Consider the following 16,319-nt stretch of genomic DNA (forward strand, 5'->3'; position numbering starts at 1 on the left):
ATTATTACGCGGCAAACTGACAGTGAAACTCGCCCTGCTCGCAGGTGACATGCAGACGTCGGTACTGCTCGTCGCTGCGGCTGGCGGTAAGTAAGATCTGGCTCATCTGAGGCAGCAGGGTGTTGGTCAAAATAGCATCTACCATGCGGCCACCAGACTCCACCTCGGTACAGCGCTGAACAATCTGTTCCACCACGCTGTCGTCAAACTCAGAAATGATATTGTGATTCTCTTCCAGACGACGCTGAATGCGCTTGAGCTGCAGGCGAACAATCTGCCCCAGCATCGCGTCGCTGAGCGGGTAATACGGCACCACCAGCAGGCGGCCCAACAGCGCAGGCGGAAACACCTCCAGCAGCGGCTGGCGCAGCGCGCCGCTTAAGGCGTCCGGTTCCGGCATCAGTTCCGGATCGGCACACATAGCGCTGATCAGGTCAGTGCCAACGTTGGACGTCAGAATAATAATGGTGTTGCGGAAATCGATGTGGCGTCCCTCACCGTCCTCCATCCAGCCTTTGTCAAAGACCTGGAAGAAGATTTCGTGGACGTCCGGGTGCGCTTTTTCAATTTCATCCAGCAGCACTACGCTATACGGACGGCGGCGCACGGCCTCGGTTAACACACCGCCTTCACCATACCCGACGTAGCCCGGCGGCGCACCTTTTAAGGTGGAAACGGTGTGCGCTTCCTGGAACTCACTCATGTTGATGGTGATAACGTTCTGCTCGCCGCCGTACAGCGATTCCGCCAGCGCCAGCGCGGTTTCCGTTTTACCGACGCCGGATGGACCGCAAAGCATAAAGACGCCCACCGGTTTGTTGGGATCGTCGAGTTTTGCCCGCGAGGTTTTCACGCGACGGGCAATGAGATCCAGACCGTGACGCTGGCCGATGACGCGCTGGTTCAGCGTGTCAGCAAGATTCAGAACCGCGTCGATCTCGTTTTTCACCATCCGCCCCAACGGGATCCCGGTCCAGTCGGAAACCACTGCGGCAACCACGTTTTCATCTACCGCCGCAAACAGCAGCGGCTCATCGCCCTGCAACGTTTTCAGCGCCTGCTGCTGTTCCGCCAGCTGGCTGTGCAGCCCGGCGGACTCCTCCTCGCCCGAGGCAAACAGCGCGGCGCGCAGGCGGATAATCTCCTGCACCAGACCGCGCTCTTCTTCCCAGCGCTGGGTCAGGGCTTCACGTTTGCTTTCATACGCATCACGTTCTGTGATTAACGCCGTTACGCGCTCATAAACGCCTGCACCAACGCGCGCTTCGCGTTCGGCTATCTCAATCTCCACGTCCAGCGCGGCAAGATGGCGCAGGCAATCTTCCAGTTGCGCCGGTGGCGCGCTCTGGCTGACCGCCACGCGGGCACAGGCGGTGTCGAGCAGCGCAACGGCTTTATCCGGCAGCTGACGCGCCGGGATATAGCGATGCGACAGCTTCACCGCCGCGCTGACCGCTTCGTCGAGCAGCAGCACCTGGTGGTGAGTCTCCAGCGGCGATACGGTACTGCGCAGCATCAGAATGGCTTTCGTTTCGTCCGGCTCGAGAACCTGCACCGTCTGGAAACGACGGGTCAGCGCCGGATCTTTCTCGATGTACTTTTTGTATTCCGCCCAGGTGGTGGCGCCGATGGTACGCAACTGTCCGCGCGCCAGAGCGGGCTTCAGCAGGTTCGCCGCATCGCCGGTCCCCTGCTGGCCGCCTGCGCCAATCAGGGTGTGGATCTCATCAATAAACAGAATAATCGGCGTGGCGCTGGACTGAACCTCGTTGATCAACGCCTGCAGACGGGCTTCAAACTCGCCCTTCATGCCTGCGCCAGCCTGCAGCATGCCGATATCCAGCAGCCACAGCTGAATATTTTGCAGCGGCTCCGGCACGTCGCCATCGGCGATACGCAGCGCCAGCCCTTCCACCACCGCCGTTTTCCCGACCCCGGCCTCACCGGTCAGCAGCGGGTTGTTCTGGCGGCGACGCATCAGGATATCGACCATCTGGCGGATCTCTTCATCACGCCCGACGACCGGGTCAATCTTCCCTTCGCGGGCGCGGGCGGTGAGATCCTGGCCGTACTGAGCCAGCGTACCCTGCGCTGCCGGTACCGCACCCGCTGGCGCATCGACGGTGGCCGCGGCCTGCTGCGTCTCTTTGCTGTTGGCGCAAACCGTATCGAACTGCTCGATCAGCACCTCGACGTTAAGACGGGTGAACTGCGCCGAAATGCTTTTCAGCACGTTTGCCAGGTTCCAGGTTTTGAGCAGGCCGATCAGCAAATGGCCGCCACGTATGCGGCTGACGCCAAACTTCAGCGAGCCATAGACCCAGGCGCGCTCTACGGCGCTGTCGATATGTTCGGAGAGATCGGAAACGGAACTCGCACCGCGCGGCAGCGCATCCAGCGCGGCCACGATATCGCGCGTCAGTTGCTGTTCGTCGAGGGCAAAGTGGCGGATGACCTGCTGCAAATCGCCATCCTGCTGTTGCATCAGTTGATGCAGCCAGTGCACCAGCTCAACATAGGGGTTACCGCGCAGCTTGCAGAAGGCAGTCGCGCTTTCCAGCGAGGTAAATAACAGCGTATCCAGTTTGCCGAAGAGCACGGCACGGCTAATTTCTGACATGTTAGTTTCCATTAACAATGATTCGGTATACGGAAGGATTACCGCTCTGCGCGATAGACCAGATCGCCACGCGGGACAGGCTGCGGCTGAAGGCCCAGCCAGGTGTTGTAGCCTAATTGCCCATTGCTGCCGAGCGAAGTACCCTGCACCGCGTCTTCATGCAGGATCACCCGCGTTTCCCATTCAAACTCCACCCCAATGTACTGGCGCACCCAGTCGCGCAGTTCGGTGACCCACGCTTCGCCAGGTAAAAACCGGTTGTACTCTTCAGCGCTCAGCGGGCCGATTTCAATACGAAACTTATGCTGTACGTCGCGGACAGCGACGCCAAGAAAGGCGGATTCCCCCATGCGCGGCATACGGCGACCTTCCCCCAGCTGTGCCTGCTCACGCGTGGAGAGCGGCATCCACTGCGGCACGTTGCTTACCAGCCTGACCGGGGCGTTAAAATAGTTGCGCAGGATCTTCTCCAGCCCCTCCGGATCCCGACTGTGGCGGGTCAGATGCCCGGCGTGGGTAAAGCGGGCATGGGCGCTCAGGCTGCCTTTATTCATCTGGCCCGGCTGTCCCATGCCAATCAGCGAGGCCAGGTAGCCCTCAAAGCGTTTGTTGTCAGCGCGATCAAGGGAGACGGCAGGCTGCGCATCCGCCCAGGCGCGGTAAAACAGCAGCGTCAGACGATGATGAAACAGATCGACAAACGCGCTCAGGCTGGTGTCCTGATGATGATGAATACGCTCGCGGGCATATTCGGTCATGTGAACCGGCAGCGGGCCGTTCGGACCAAACAGCCCGAAGCTGAGGATAGACACCTCATGTAGCCCGCTCTCTTCCCGCAGGCTAACCTCGGCCAGCGTCGACGGCGCAAAGCTCATCGACGGCTGCTGGCCGATGCGCAGCGGCTCAAATTTCGGTAGCGGCGCGCGTCCCAGCGGGTAGCGCTCGCCGCCCTGGGCATCAATACGCCTTAACAGCTGAAACAGATCGTAGCGCCAGGGCGTTTGACGGACCCCGTGCCAGAACGTCTCCGGCAGCTTCGTCAGGCGATGCACGCGCAGCGGTGCAGTGGCAGCGTCACTCATACCAGCGCCCTTTTACCCATTCTCGGTGCCCAGTAGCCGATCTCACCGCGCCGCTGACTCTTCAGGGTGAACTCAGTAAAACTGTTGATGGATACCAGCCGGGCAAACAGGCGTTCCAGCACGCTGCCGAAAAGCCACGGGCTGGCACCGGAAAACGCCCGCTCGTCTACGGTCAGGGTAATGCCGATTCCGCGGGCGAAAACGACCGGACCGGGTTCAGGCACGCGGCGGTGAACCGGCTCCAGCACGCAGTGGCGAACCCCCTCCACCTGACGCGCCACGGCCGTTTCGGCCAGGTTGGCATACAGCCCTAACAGCTGGCGAAGCGCGGCAGCCCCCTCTTCATTCTCGCTGTCCATCAGGCTGAGGTAGTTCATCTGCAGCTGGCTGATAAGCCGCCAGGTGCTGAACCCTTCTGCCAGCGCCGGACGCGGTGGCGTCGGGCCTTTACGCAGGGTCAACGATTTCACCGGCATGGAGTCGGCCATGATGAACTGCCCAAGCTCCTGCTGTAGCATCAGCGGCAGGTCGCGGCTGGTGCAGAGCACCTCGGCAGAGATGTAGCGCAGGTTTTCCTGCCACGGGGCGTGCTGTTCATCCACCAGCGAAACAAACACCTCTGAACCGATATAGCCGGTACGGGTGCCGTAGCGCTGGGCATGCTCAGAGAGCACGCGCTGTTCCCGGCGCAGGGAAAAATAGGCTCCGTAGTTGCCCGCGTCCCCGCTCCAGGTGCTCCAGAAAGGACGAAACGTCTGGTCGTCACGCTGACCGTCCGCGCTGCCGAAGATTTTATTCACCGCGTAAATTTCATAATCCAGCGGGCGGATGTTATCGACCACCAGATGGTATTCGTGCTGGCCTTCATTCAGCTTTTGGCGTGCCGCCACCTTCGGGAACAGGTTGATGACTGGCGTGCAGTGCAGCGCCAGATGGCTGGCATCCACCACGCGCTCCAGCTGTTCATCTGATTTATCCAGCAGGATGAAGATATCGAAGGCTTTTTCGCCTTCACAGCGCTGGATCAGCGTGCTCAGGCCGCTCAGGCTGATAAAGCGGAAACGGGCTGGGAACGCGAAATACTCCTGCAGCAGACGATAACCGTCAAAGTTGCGCAGATCGTCCGGGAGCAGTGCCTGATCCGCGGCAAAGCCCTCCTGACACAGGGCATCCGACGCCAGCAGCTGTCGCTGAGGTTGCGGGCTGACCGTCTGGCAGACGATCCCGGCGTGATGTTCCATCACCAGCTCCAGCAGCTTCAGCGCTTCAATGTCCGGGCCGCTGAGGAAAAACGTCAGCTGGTCGAAATTCAGATGGCCGAGGTTTTGCGGGCCGTCGCAGGCAATGCGGATCCGCAACGCGCTGTTGATCCCCCGCTGGCTTAACCCCAGCTGTGCCAGCGGCAGGTCAGCAGGCACGCCGCCCAGCTCCACGTTGTCAATTTTCAGCGGCAGCAGATTAACCTCGTGCGCCGTAGTATAGCTGCAGGTTACGCCGGTCTTTTTCAGCGCCAGGCTGTCCATCATGGTGCCGCGCGGCACAATAAAGCCATTGCTCAGGTCGCCCCGGCTGCTGTCGGGCTCGATTTGCGCAATCGCCATTGATGGGGTTGGCGCGAGGTAATTCGGCGCGATCATCTCCAGCAGACGCTGGGAGAAACGCGGAAACTCGGCATCCATTTTCATCTGCACGCGGGAGGTCAGAAAAGCGAAACCTTCCATCAGGCGTTCCGTGTACGGGTCCGCCACTTCAATGCCGCGCATGCCCAATCGTCCGGCGACCTTTGGGTAGCGCTCGGCAAACTCGGCCCCCATTTCACGCAGGTAGGCCAGCTCACGGTTGTAGTATTCGAGCAGTTTACTTTCCATGATTACCCCGCATCTTTCAGTTCAAAATGGCCGTTTTCCAGATCGACATCGGTGCGAAACAGAAACTCCAGCGGGTACGGCACACACCATAAACGCCCTTTTATCTCAATGGAGAGCACGTTGTGCAGATCCAGCGAGGAGGTATCCGACACGCAGCGCACCTGCAATCCCTGCGGCAAAATGCGCGGTTCAAAATTGATGATGGCCTCGGTGAGCTTGCGCTGAATATCGTGCCATTCGATATCTGACATTCGCTTACCTGCGAGCGGCGCGACGCCGAAGTTGATCACCGAGCGGCTCACCTGCGGCAAGGCGCTCAGATCGCCGGAGGCATCATGGTTGATGGTATTAAACAGCCACTGCAGATCCCGCAGGACATTGCGACGCAGCGCAGCGTGGGTGATCAGATTACTGTTGGCTGGCTCACGCTTTTTTTCCGGGTCGTTATCCGTAAGGCGATCCAGCAGCGAGGGCTGCATTTTGTCGCGCGCCCCCACCTTATCCTGCTTGCTGCGGGCCTGCCAGCCGCTGCGCAGCAGATCGCCTTCGCCAGCGGGATTACTCATCGGCTCCGTCCGTCGCAAACGTCACGAGGCTTAACGACAGCAGCGGGCTTTCGCTTTGCTCGCTCAGCCAGGCTTTTTGACCCAGCCCTTCATACAGCGTGCCGCTCTCATCAAGCGGATGCCACTCGGTAGTGCGCCCCAGTTTGACCGCATCCGGGGCATCAGCCGCAAAAGGATAGCGCGCCGGGATCTGGCACACCTGCTCGGTACCGTCGGTAAGACGGACCAGCGCATGACGCCAGACCAGATCGGTCACGCTGGCGGGCGCCTGGAAACGGATCTCCGCAATAGCGTTAAACGGCAGCCAGAAATAGCGTCCGTTAACAAGGGTTTCGCACACCGGACCAAGACGGGCATCACCGTCCATCAGCCAGTCAAACGCCTGCGTCTCCTCGTTTTCAAGGATGATGTGTCCCGCCGTTGCCTGCGCCTGTTCAAGGGCTGCCAGGCGCAACGCCTGGGCGCGCGCGCCCTCTTCGTTAAGCGCGGCGGCAAGCGTGGTCAGCCACGGCCACTGAGTTTCAGGCATGGACGGACGGGCCTGGCCCGCCATCACCTGCGCACGCTGCAGCTCACCCTGAATGGCCTGCTCCAGCAGTGTGACGGTCGGCTTCGCCTGAGGCTTCAGCGCCAGCCAGCTTTTCAGCTGGGTCAGCGCCCGGGTCCAGTTGCCGCTGAGGGTTAAAAACTGCACGAACGCGGCGCGAAGGTCGGCATCTGCCGGACGGGCTTTGATCCCGGCTTCCAGACGCGCCAGCGCGTCATTGAGCGTTTCACCCGCCAGCTGTTGATAGAGCGTATTCATAACCATTCCTTAATTCGCCGCGCGCCATGCGCCCACGGCCGGATCGCGCAGCTGAGGGCGCAGGGTGTCAATCAGAACGATATTCAGTGAGGTGCCGGGTGCGACCCAGGCGCTCCAGGTTTTCTTCACCGCCGCAATACGCGCCTGCAGCTTTGCATCATCGCTGGCGGTTTCACGGGAAATCTCTACTGCCACCGTGCCGTTACTTTTCCAGCCGTTGAGCGCGTTATCGTAAGGCAGGATCATCCAGCTCTGGTCGCTGTTTGGGGTGCTGAACACCATGCGCTCTTTGTTGACGGAGGTGATCAGCGCGTTTTCCGGGTCAGCGTTTTGATTCAGCCCCATGACCGGGAAGCCATGAATGTACGTCACAGCCATCTCTTTTTGCCCGCCGTTGCGGGACTGGGAGATCACGGTGTGACCGCTGAGCCAGCTGCCATTGCCGCAGCGGGTGGTATCAGAATCCGGGATAAAGAGCGCCGGTGCGGACGCGCCGCCTTCCCAGAAGGTGCGCAGGTGACAGCCGTCCTGGAGGGTAAACTCCTGCCACGGCGTGCGGTCAGCGGCAACCGTATGGGTTGCAACGTTTTGATCCGGCGGCATTAACGCGCCGCTGGCAGTGGTCGTCGTCACGGCTGGCGTCGCCTGCTGCTGTTTCACCACCAGCGCCCACTCCTGCGCTTTGGCGGCGGTTCCTTGCGCCAGCGTCGTTCCCGCCGGGTCGTTGAGCGTCCAGCTGAGCGTGTTCACTTTGCTGCACTGGTGTTCCAGCAGTGAGCCAAGACGTGGCACGAAGTTTTCCAGCACAGAGACATCCTTCTTGCCGTTCGCCACGATGCGCAGTGCCACCTCCGGCTTACACCAGCTTTGCGGGGTGTTGTCTTTGATGTTGTCGATCCAGATATCCAGCTTCTGCGCAGGAGACTGCACGATGCGGAAATTCTCAGACTGCGCGGTGGAGGTCACCGCCAGAAGTGCCAAACCCGATAGCCAAAGTTTCATATCGTTCCTTGTGTGTCTAATCAGTTCCGCAGGGAAGAAATTGTGCTGCATCAGAGAGGGTATGCAGCAAAGTGGTGTCCTGAGGGTTGCCCATCCATACCGCCAGGGCGGTGTAGTTATCCTGCGCATTCCCCTCCTGCTCGCCATTCTTTTGAATGATTTGGTTCATTAAGGTCAGCCATTCCTGAGGCGTATTAACCATATGCAGCGATTGCTTCATTTGCTCTTCGCTGACGCCGTGCCAGAACCCGTCGGTGCAGAGCAGGAATGCATCGCCGTCTTCGACCTGCACGACATCGCTGTAGCTCGCTTCCGGCCCACCGTTTTCAATCCCCAGCGCCAGATAGAGCAGATTACTGTTCAGGTTGTCGGTCTGGTGCCCGGCATCTTTCATCTGCTGCACCAGGCTGTGGTCGGTGGTGACATGCCACAGCCATCCCCGGCGAAACAGATACAGACGGCTGTCTCCGGCATGCGCCCAGTAGGCCAGGCCATAATCACGGTCAATAAACAGGCTGACCAGCGTCGTGCCCATCCGGCGATAATCCTGAACGGCCTGCTGTTCGCTGAGAATGGTGCGATTCGCGGTCTGCACATAATCACGGATATGCTGCGCGTTAAGGTGTTTGTCGCCATCGAAGCGGGAAATAATGCTGTTGCGGGCCAGTTCAGCGGCCACCTCACCGCCCGGCAGGCCAGCGATGCCGTCACAGACGACAAAGCAGGCTGAACGTTCCCCTATGGTTTCTCCCGTCTGATCCTGGTTGCTGGCGCGCGTCCCCTGGCGGGAGAGAGAAGCCGTTGCGATATTCATTTGTCTTCCGATCCGCTCTGTGAGTCTTTGTACTGATTCACCTCCATGTCATACGCATGAAGGAAGGCTTCGCCGAACAGGGTGTGGAAGTCATCCTCAATCTCGCCCGCCGTTTCGCCATAGCTGCGAACAAAATAGTCCCACAGGGCGGCTTTACGGCTGCCCGGCAGCGCCAGACGCGAGGTCATGCCGTTTTGCTTCGCCTGCTCTTCCAGCTGTTCCGGATTGAAGGACTGCAGCATCGCGGCAATAATGGCGCGGATGCCGGAGATCATGCCCAACTGGTGCGCCTGCAGATCGATCAGCGCATCGCGCACGGATTTCGTTGGCGGCATAAAGCCCGGCATCGGGGTGCCGAACATCTGGATCAGAACCGTTTTCCCGGTCGGCAACAGCTTGAACGGGTTGTTGGCATCGTCCAGCACCATGGTCATATCGGCTTTTACGCCGCGTTTAAGAATAGAGCGCGAGGAGAGCAGCGCCACGGTGCCCTGAGAGAACATGCCGAGGATCTGCCCCAGCTGACGCATATTTTCCCGGTCAAACTGCGGGACAGGCTGCATTTCGCTCAGCCCCATCCCTTCCAGCAGTGCCTGCAGCAGTTCCCCCTGCAACACATCGCCCTTCTCTCCAGTGTTCGCGGTAGCAGATGGGGAGGCAGCGTTATTAACCGGATCGATACGCAGTCGGCCCTTAGGGGTCTGAGCGCTGCTGCGCGCAACGGCCTGCGGCGTAGGCATCGTGAAACCTGCGTAATCTGGTCTCACCGGCTCCTCTTCTGCACGCGGCGTTTCCTGCGGCTCAGGGGCAAAAAGCGGGGAACCGGCGAGGACGTCTTCCTCCAGCTCAGGCTCAGGCGCTGGCTTTTCGTCAGTGATGTCATCCGGATGGGTTAACGGCGCCCCGCCCATCAGCCCGAGCGGGTCATCATTGCGTGCAGCCGGCGCGCTGGCCTTGCCACCAAATAGCGCCAGCGGATCGAGTTCATCTACCGCCTCTTCTTTAGGGGCGGGTTGAGTCTCAACAGGTGGCACCAGCGTGGAAGGCGTCACGTCGTCGAAAATGCTCTCTTTTTTGAACAGCGTTTCTTCGCCGAACAGCGTGTCCGGGTCGACATTCTTACGCTCAAGCGTGGGATCGCTGTCGTTGAACATCGCCAGCGGATCTTCAGCATTACGCTCCGGCGCCGCAGGCTGAGAGAACGGATCCTGCGAAGCCGCTGACTGCGGTTTTGCACGGTTGCTGGAGATGCTGTCGGAGATGGAAAACTCCTGCATCAGGCTATCCCAGATTTCCGACGGCACGGCAGTTGGTTCCGCTTTACCGCGTGGCGCAGGGTTCGCAGGCTTCGGTTGCGATGCTGGCGCTGGCGCGGCTGTCGGATGCGCCTGCTGCTGCATGCTGGCGGCCATGCGGCTCACCGGCTGCGTGTCGTGGATAAGCTCGGCCACTTCGATACGGTAGTCATCAATACCGAGAATGTCGCCATCCTGCAGTTCAACCTGACGCCCCCGCTCCAGCGGAATATCATTTAATACCACGCGGGTGACGCTGCCACGGTTAGTGACGCGACATTCACCATTGGCGTCAACGTGAACAATGGCCTGCAGGCGCGAGATGGTGCGGTCATTGTCCGGCAACACCAGATTGTTATCCGTACCGCGCCCAATGGTGCCGCCCGGGGCATAAAAATCACAGCTGCTCTGCGGCGGCTGATGACCGGGTTTCGTAGAAATAATCGTGAATCGCATGGCGTATTCCTGCTGGTATGATTAGCGCTCAAACGCTGCCGCTCTCGGGGGTGAGAACGGCGGCGTTTGAGAAATTGAATATCAAAACTATTTAATGAAGGTGATAAAATATAATCCAACAATGAGCCATAGAGTGAATATTAATGCCTGTAACTTATAACGACGATGTAACTTTAGTATCCAGCCAATTCTTTCTTCAGGCAACGACTGCACATATTTATAAGCTTCTTCCTGAACAAGCCTTTCACGCGTAAATTTCATTTTAATGCCTTTATAAAGGCGAACGAACCAGATTATTTTTTGATAATTAGCCAGCGAACCAAAAAAAGAAGCATAGTCGGTTACAAGATCCAGATCATATCCTTTGCGCCGATAGTCTGAAAGTAACTGATTATAATCAGCCTCGTGTTTTTTGAAATAACGAGAACTGAGCAGATCCATAATTATAACAATCAGCAATAAAACCACGATAAGAAATAATAGTAAATTCTCTATATTCACCATATTTTATCCATCATATATTCAGTCGCTCCGCCCGCTATCTCACCACCAACGTATCCACCTGCAGCTGCCCCGACAATGGAGCAGGCGAGCAGTCCTACGCCCCCCGTCGCAACACCAAGCGCAACGCATACACCAGCACCTGCCATGGCTCCGTATTTACCACCGTAAATACCCCCTGCCAGGCTTGCACCAAAGCTGCTGTATTTTTTCACAGCGACTTTAGAGCAACTCTGCTCTCGTCCCGCGGTGCAGGCATTGTAAACTTCATTAGTGGTATTTGCACCTGCAAAACCTATTGCAAGCCACCCTCCCGCTTTAAGAAAACGAGCGGCCTTAGAGGCATTATCGATATATGTTGAATAACCACGAATAGAAGCGACTCCGGCTGTACTCCATTCATGTACAATGGATCTGCTTGACAAGCCTAATGCATGCTTCAATTCGTTATAGGGTTTCATCTTTAAGGTCAGACGAGACAATTTGTTTAATAAACCATCCAACTCAGAAAAGAGGCGCTGACGCTCAACAAAAAACTGTTGGCTTATCAATGTCCCTTGTGCTCTGTACTGATTCTGGTAAGCCAACTCAATGGATTTAAGTTTTTTTTCTATTTCACTAAAATATTTTTCGCCTGCATCAGCAACGACACCAAGGGACTTATCCATAAAATTAGTGACTGCAGCTATAGTACTAAAATGTTGGTTAAAGAAATTCGCTTCTCCAGAGTTAAGATCGGCCAGAGCACCATTGACTTTCTTTTTAGCAAGCTGTAATTGCTTAAGTTGCACAGAATTATTACTTCCCGGCACATCTAGAATCAACATCTGCCCAGGCTTTGACCACTGCGCATCACTATTAACCTGCATAAAATAACGTGCCGCATCACTATTTGTATTATTGAATAAAAGCCTTGCCTGGAAATCCAGGGTTCCGGGTTGCTGAACAATACAATATCCCGGATTAACTAATGATTGACTAGCCATATTCATTCCCATTGATTTTCACAAATAAGCACTCGCATTCAAATAAAAATGGAGTTGAACCAGCATCCAAACGTTGATGTTCTCATAAAAAACGGCAACGTTTAAAAACTCTCCTACTCTGTTTTGGCTAGCGATAACTCACCTCTGGCATTTACACTGAGAATAAAGCGAGCCGCATAGCGAAGTTCCGTATTATGAGTTCTCGCCTTCAATACCACATCATATTCCCCTGACTGCCAGTCCACTTTATCCCAGCGAAGACACTCTTCAGAGTTTAAAATGTGGGTGGAAGGAAATGTTCCTGGAGAGAAAGCAATTTCCCATTTGTTACCTACACGTCGAGATATAGAAGGTTCGTAAACTAACACAGGCTCACTTAGCCTCATGTCATTCGAAATCCCAAAACAGGGTACATTTTTTTCCACCTTAACAGTTAAACTTTGAAACTGAGCAGGGTGGGATATGCAGGCGCTACATGATAATACAATGGGTATAACCGTTAACGCTCTTTCCATCGCAAAAACACGCCGAATAGTGAACCAATCATAATGGCCGGGGAAAACTCCCCGGCCACATGCGCAATTACGCTTCTTTGTTCTCTTTGATGTTCCAGCCAGCGCTGCTTTCAGCACCTTTACCACCGGCAGTGGTCTGCTCCCAGTACTGCTGTTTCACTTTCGCAGCCTGGAACGCGTAGGTCACACCAACGGTATCGCCGTTGTCTGCACCGGTGTACTGAACAGAAGTCACGAGCACATCTTCCAGCGTGATGCGGGTATATTCCACCTGCTGACCACCGGCTTTACAGACGGACAGTTCAACTTTGGTCAGGTGTTTACCGCTGGCGCAGTGTTTCAGGATTGCAGTGGTGGATTTGTCGATCAGAGCATTAACGTGCAGATCGTTAAAGTTTACTTTACCGGCACCGCCGCCACCGCCAACGCTCATATTACCTGGCTGGGAAGCGCCCCAGGAGAAGGAGGTAATATCAGTCCAGCCGGTGTGGTTAGAATCTTTAGATTCGCCCGTAACACCCTCGACCTTCAGAAACATATCAATAGCCATAATATCTACTCTTCGTGGATGAACAATATTGCTTTCGAAAAAGCACTTATATGGCAAACAGGAAAGCATGGGGCTGAATAAAACCGTCCATATTTTACCTCTGCCTCATATCAAATGACCCGTGTCATTTGACAGTCTTACATTCCCCCTGAATAAATGGAAAGAATGTGAAGTCTTTACTACTGCGGGTTATCCTGAAGCCAGGTGCGGTCAGGATTGCCGATAATTAATTGAGGTGCAAGTTTATTAAGTTCGTCGCTATGATAAAGACGTAGACAGTTTAACGTTACGCCTTTGACATCGGGTTTTATCTCAGAATGAAAGGCATTAGTTGCGCCTTTATATTTATTAATAAGGGCATTAATTTTGTCATTGCCATTTTCAATATCGAAAGGTATCCATTCCAGTAATGCATTACTGCTTCGGGCAGCATCCAGAGAAAACTGGCTTTTATCATCTGAAACTTGTGCCAGGCAGCGAGAAAAAACAACGTCTTTAATAACTTGCTTATAAGGCATTTTTTTGACAAAGAACACCGGATCGTCAGTTGCATAAACAGAGGCGGAACTGGTGAGCAACAGTAGACTGGCAATTATTTTTTTCATGGCAACTCCCAAAAATTGGCTTTGGTCGTCGTGTAATTCGTCTCCGGTGCATTGAAATAACAGTGATCTGAACAGGTTAAACCATTCCAGAATGTGGCATGACCTGCGGCGTCACTCCAGCCCTGTACCTCAAACAGAATTACGCCCTTTTTGTTGGCTAATTGCTGAACGGGTAAGGAAGGATAACTCACTACCATGTCAGGTTTTCCCCACTGACGCGTCAACCAGGCAATGACATCCTTTACGCGGTAGAAGTACCATTTATTATCAGCACCGGATACCGTGAGATTTGCAATACGCGGAACGGGATGTCCGGTATAGTTAAGAACATAACTCATGCGTACGGCACAACTATTTGACCACCCGCCCTGATCTTGCGGTATTTCGAAGTTGTGCTTAACCTTGCCGCCGATAACTTGCTTAACTTTGCCGATAGAATCATTTGCATCGTAAATACGTGTTGCCGCCGCCCAGGCAGCAACAAACGAAGGTCTCGCGGTCATATTTCCTCTCAAATTTCCATGCTATAAAGCAAACGCCGGGCATGGCCTCCCGGCGGCAATCATCATCACGCGTCTTTCGTCTTCAGCGACGGCAGTTTAGAAACCAGACGCAGGGAAACGGTCAGGCCTTCCAGCTGGTAGTGTGGACGCAGGAAGAACTTCGCGGCGTAGTAACCCGGGTTGTCTTCAATCTCCTGCACCTGCACTTCTGCAGCCGCCAGCGGTTTACGGGACTTGGTTTCCTGAGAGGAGTTCGCCGGGTCACCGTCCACATAGTTCATTACCCAGTCGTTCAGCCAGCGTTCCATCTCTTCGCGCTCGCGGAAGGAGCCGATTTTGTCGCGCACGATGCATTTCAGATAGTGGGCAAAGCGGCAGCAGGCGAACAGGTACGGCAGACGAGAGGCCAGACGCGCATTCGCGGTGGCATCCGGATCGTGGTACTCGGCCGGTTTTTGCAGAGATTGCGCGCCAATGAAGGCGGCAAAGTCGGAGTTTTTCCGGTGAACCAGCGGCATGAAGCCGTTTTTCGCCAGCTCGGCTTCGCGGCGGTCGCTGATGGCGATCTCGGTCGGGCATTTCATGTCCACGCCGCCGTCATCGCTTGGGAAAGTGTGGCACGGCAGGTTTTCGACTGCACCACCGGACTCCACGCCGCGAATCGAGGTGCACCAGCCGTACTCTTTGAAGGAGCGGTTGATGTTGGCCGCCATCGCATAGGCGGCGTTCGCCCACGAATAGCTGTTGTGGTTTGCGCCGTCGGTCTGCTCTTCAAAATCAAAGCTGTCGACCGGGTTAGTGCGGATGCCATACGGCAGGCGCGACAGGAAGCGCGGCATCACCAGCCCCAGGTAGCGGGCATCTTCAGATTCACGCAGTGAACGCCAGGCCGCGTATTCGGTATTCTGGAAGATTTTGGTCAGGTCGCGCGGGTTAGCCAGCTCCTGCCAGGACTCCATCTGCATCACGCCCGGTGCGGTACCGGTGATGAACGGACAGTGTGCCGCAGAGCCGATGCGCGCCATTTCGCCCAGCAGCTCAACGTCCTGCGGGCTGTGGTCGAAGTAGTAGTCGCCCACGATGCAGCCAAACGGCTCGCCGCCAAACTGACCATACTCCTGCTCGTAGATTTTCTTGAAGATCGGGCTCTGGTCCCAGCCCACGCCCTTGAAGCGCTTCAGGGTACGGCCCAGCTCCTGCTTGGAGATGCTCATAAAGCGGATCTTCAGCATCTCGTCAGTTTCGGTGTTGTTCACCAGGTAGCTCAGACCGCGCCAGGCGCTCTCCAGCTTCTGAAACTCTTCGTGGTGAATGATCTGGTTCACCTGCTGAGAGAGCTGTTCGTCGATACCGGCAATCAGGTTCTGAATGGTGCGATAGGTATCGTTAGAGAAGGTAACGGTATTCTCCAGCGCCTGCTGTGCCAGGGTCTTGACCGCGCTTTCCACGGCAGAACGCGCCTGATCGGTTTTCGGGCGGAACTCTTTGTTCAGCAGCGCGCTGAATTCATCCTGGCTGAAGGCCTGACCCGCCTGCTGCTCGTGTTGTTGAGTCTGGTTGCTCATTGATTATTCCTCGCTACCTTTCGCACTGTCGTCATTTTTCGGCAACTGGCTCAGAGATTTGAGCAGCGTTGGATCCTGCAGAATTTTTGCGATCAGCTCTTCCGCGCCGTTTTTGCCGTCCATGTAGGTCAGCAGGTTGGAGAGCTGAGTACGTGCTTCCAGCAGCTTGTTCAGCGGCTCCACCTTGCGGGCCACCGCGTCCGGCAGGAAGTCGTCCATGCTGTCGAAGGTCAGATCGACGTTGAGCTTACCTTCGCCGGTAAGGGTATTATCCACCTGGAACGCCACGCGCGGCTTCAGCGCCTTCATGCGTTCGTCAAAGTTGTCGATGTCGATTTCAAGGAATTTGCGATCGTCGACCGCCGGCAGGTTTTCCACCGGTTTACCGACCAGATCGGCCATGACGCCCATCACAAACGGCAGCTGAATCTTACGTTCTGCACCGTAGATCTCTACGTCGTACTCGATCTGCACGCGGGGGGCACGGTTACGTGCGATGAATTTCTGCCCACTGTTACTCATTGCCATGATGTTCTCCATCAAAGATGCGCGGTGAAGGTGAAACGGCAGGCTCCATGCCTGTCGT

15 protein-coding genes are annotated in these 16,319 nt (G+C 56.1%); all 15 read right to left on the reverse strand.

Annotated elements, in window-relative coordinates:
- Positions 1-4 precede the first annotated feature (4 nt).
- Positions 5-2,620 carry a type VI secretion system ATPase TssH gene (gene tssH, locus ACOTY9_RS03855; RefSeq protein ID WP_348565447.1) on the reverse strand — a complete coding sequence of 872 codons (2,616 nt, stop codon included), beginning with the start codon at positions 2,618-2,620 and terminating at the stop codon, positions 5-7.
- Positions 2,621-2,658: 38 nt separating this feature from the next.
- Positions 2,659-3,702, reverse strand: a complete 1,044-nt coding sequence (tssG, locus tag ACOTY9_RS03860) for a type VI secretion system baseplate subunit TssG (protein ID WP_023330605.1) — start codon at positions 3,700-3,702, stop codon at positions 2,659-2,661.
- Positions 3,699-5,570 (reverse strand): type VI secretion system baseplate subunit TssF, encoded by a 1,872-nt coding sequence (gene tssF, locus ACOTY9_RS03865; RefSeq protein ID WP_348565446.1) that lies wholly within the window; start codon positions 5,568-5,570, stop codon positions 3,699-3,701. Before tssF ends, tssG begins: the two co-directional genes overlap by 4 nt.
- A gap of 2 nt (positions 5,571-5,572) precedes the next feature.
- Entirely contained in the window at positions 5,573-6,136 is a 564-nt protein-coding gene (gene tssE / locus ACOTY9_RS03870; protein WP_014884223.1) for a type VI secretion system baseplate subunit TssE, read from the reverse strand.
- On the reverse strand, positions 6,129-6,941 hold the full coding sequence (locus ACOTY9_RS03875; protein ID WP_221703447.1) for a type VI secretion system accessory protein TagJ: 813 nt from the start codon (positions 6,939-6,941) through the stop codon (positions 6,129-6,131). The genes tssE and ACOTY9_RS03875 overlap by 8 nt, the downstream gene beginning before the upstream one ends.
- Positions 6,942-6,950: 9 nt before the next feature.
- Positions 6,951-7,943 (reverse strand): hypothetical protein, encoded by a 993-nt coding sequence (locus ACOTY9_RS03880; RefSeq protein WP_421637305.1) that lies wholly within the window; start codon positions 7,941-7,943, stop codon positions 6,951-6,953.
- Positions 7,944-7,959: 16 nt separating this feature from the next.
- A complete protein-coding gene (locus ACOTY9_RS03885) occupies positions 7,960-8,757 on the reverse strand; it encodes a PP2C family protein-serine/threonine phosphatase (RefSeq protein WP_014884226.1) in 798 nt (265 codons plus the stop codon).
- Positions 8,754-10,508, reverse strand: a complete 1,755-nt coding sequence (tagH, locus tag ACOTY9_RS03890; protein ID WP_348565445.1) for a type VI secretion system-associated FHA domain protein TagH — start codon at positions 10,506-10,508, stop codon at positions 8,754-8,756. Before tagH ends, ACOTY9_RS03885 begins: the two co-directional genes overlap by 4 nt.
- An 87-nt stretch (positions 10,509-10,595) precedes the next feature.
- Positions 10,596-11,012 carry a hypothetical protein gene (locus tag ACOTY9_RS03895; protein ID WP_032636243.1) on the reverse strand — a complete coding sequence of 139 codons (417 nt, stop codon included), beginning with the start codon at positions 11,010-11,012 and terminating at the stop codon, positions 10,596-10,598.
- Positions 11,006-11,995 carry a hypothetical protein gene (locus tag ACOTY9_RS03900; protein WP_348565444.1) on the reverse strand — a complete coding sequence of 330 codons (990 nt, stop codon included), beginning with the start codon at positions 11,993-11,995 and terminating at the stop codon, positions 11,006-11,008. Before ACOTY9_RS03900 ends, ACOTY9_RS03895 begins: the two co-directional genes overlap by 7 nt.
- Positions 11,996-12,577: 582 nt before the next feature.
- Entirely contained in the window at positions 12,578-13,060 is a 483-nt protein-coding gene (locus tag ACOTY9_RS03905) for an Hcp family type VI secretion system effector (RefSeq protein WP_014884229.1), read from the reverse strand.
- A gap of 179 nt (positions 13,061-13,239) precedes the next feature.
- Entirely contained in the window at positions 13,240-13,665 is a 426-nt protein-coding gene (locus tag ACOTY9_RS03910) for a T6SS amidase immunity protein Tai4 family protein (RefSeq protein ID WP_014884230.1), read from the reverse strand.
- Complete coding sequence (locus tag ACOTY9_RS03915; RefSeq protein ID WP_014884231.1) at positions 13,662-14,168, reverse strand: type VI secretion system amidase effector protein Tae4; 507 nt, start codon at positions 14,166-14,168, stop codon at positions 13,662-13,664. The genes ACOTY9_RS03910 and ACOTY9_RS03915 overlap by 4 nt, the downstream gene beginning before the upstream one ends.
- A 65-nt stretch (positions 14,169-14,233) precedes the next feature.
- Positions 14,234-15,733, reverse strand: a complete 1,500-nt coding sequence (gene tssC / locus ACOTY9_RS03920; RefSeq protein WP_014884232.1) for a type VI secretion system contractile sheath large subunit — start codon at positions 15,731-15,733, stop codon at positions 14,234-14,236.
- A 3-nt stretch (positions 15,734-15,736) separates the two neighbouring features.
- Positions 15,737-16,261, reverse strand: a complete 525-nt coding sequence (gene tssB, locus ACOTY9_RS03925; RefSeq protein WP_014884233.1) for a type VI secretion system contractile sheath small subunit — start codon at positions 16,259-16,261, stop codon at positions 15,737-15,739.
- Positions 16,262-16,319 lie beyond the last annotated feature (58 nt).

This window comes from Enterobacter cloacae complex sp. SHL012 (assembly GCF_049237505.1).
Classification (GTDB): domain Bacteria; phylum Pseudomonadota; class Gammaproteobacteria; order Enterobacterales; family Enterobacteriaceae; genus Enterobacter; species Enterobacter kobei.

Excerpts from the sequence above, each read along its gene's own strand:
- tssF (WP_348565446.1), bottom strand. The coding sequence starts at position 5,570 with ATGGAAAGTAAACTGCTCGAATACTACAACCGTGAGCTGGCCTACCTG.
- ACOTY9_RS03905 (WP_014884229.1), bottom strand. The coding sequence starts at position 13,060 with ATGGCTATTGATATGTTTCTGAAGGTCGAGGGTGTTACGGGCGAATCT.
- tssG (WP_023330605.1), bottom strand. The coding sequence starts at position 3,702 with ATGAGTGACGCTGCCACTGCACCGCTGCGCGTGCATCGCCTGACGAAG.
- ACOTY9_RS03915 (WP_014884231.1), bottom strand. The coding sequence starts at position 14,168 with ATGACCGCGAGACCTTCGTTTGTTGCTGCCTGGGCGGCGGCAACACGT.
- ACOTY9_RS03875 (WP_221703447.1), bottom strand. The coding sequence starts at position 6,941 with ATGAATACGCTCTATCAACAGCTGGCGGGTGAAACGCTCAATGACGCG.
- ACOTY9_RS03885 (WP_014884226.1), bottom strand. The coding sequence starts at position 8,757 with ATGAATATCGCAACGGCTTCTCTCTCCCGCCAGGGGACGCGCGCCAGC.
- tssH (WP_348565447.1), bottom strand. The coding sequence starts at position 2,620 with ATGTCAGAAATTAGCCGTGCCGTGCTCTTCGGCAAACTGGATACGCTG.
- ACOTY9_RS03900 (WP_348565444.1), bottom strand. The coding sequence starts at position 11,995 with ATGGCTAGTCAATCATTAGTTAATCCGGGATATTGTATTGTTCAGCAA.
- tssE (WP_014884223.1), bottom strand. The coding sequence starts at position 6,136 with ATGAGTAATCCCGCTGGCGAAGGCGATCTGCTGCGCAGCGGCTGGCAG.
- ACOTY9_RS03910 (WP_014884230.1), bottom strand. The coding sequence starts at position 13,665 with ATGAAAAAAATAATTGCCAGTCTACTGTTGCTCACCAGTTCCGCCTCT.
- ACOTY9_RS03880 (WP_421637305.1), bottom strand. The coding sequence starts at position 7,943 with ATGAAACTTTGGCTATCGGGTTTGGCACTTCTGGCGGTGACCTCCACC.
- tssC (WP_014884232.1), bottom strand. The coding sequence starts at position 15,733 with ATGAGCAACCAGACTCAACAACACGAGCAGCAGGCGGGTCAGGCCTTC.
- tssB (WP_014884233.1), bottom strand. The coding sequence starts at position 16,261 with ATGGCAATGAGTAACAGTGGGCAGAAATTCATCGCACGTAACCGTGCC.
- tagH (WP_348565445.1), bottom strand. The coding sequence starts at position 10,508 with ATGCGATTCACGATTATTTCTACGAAACCCGGTCATCAGCCGCCGCAG.
- ACOTY9_RS03895 (WP_032636243.1), bottom strand. The coding sequence starts at position 11,012 with ATGGTGAATATAGAGAATTTACTATTATTTCTTATCGTGGTTTTATTG.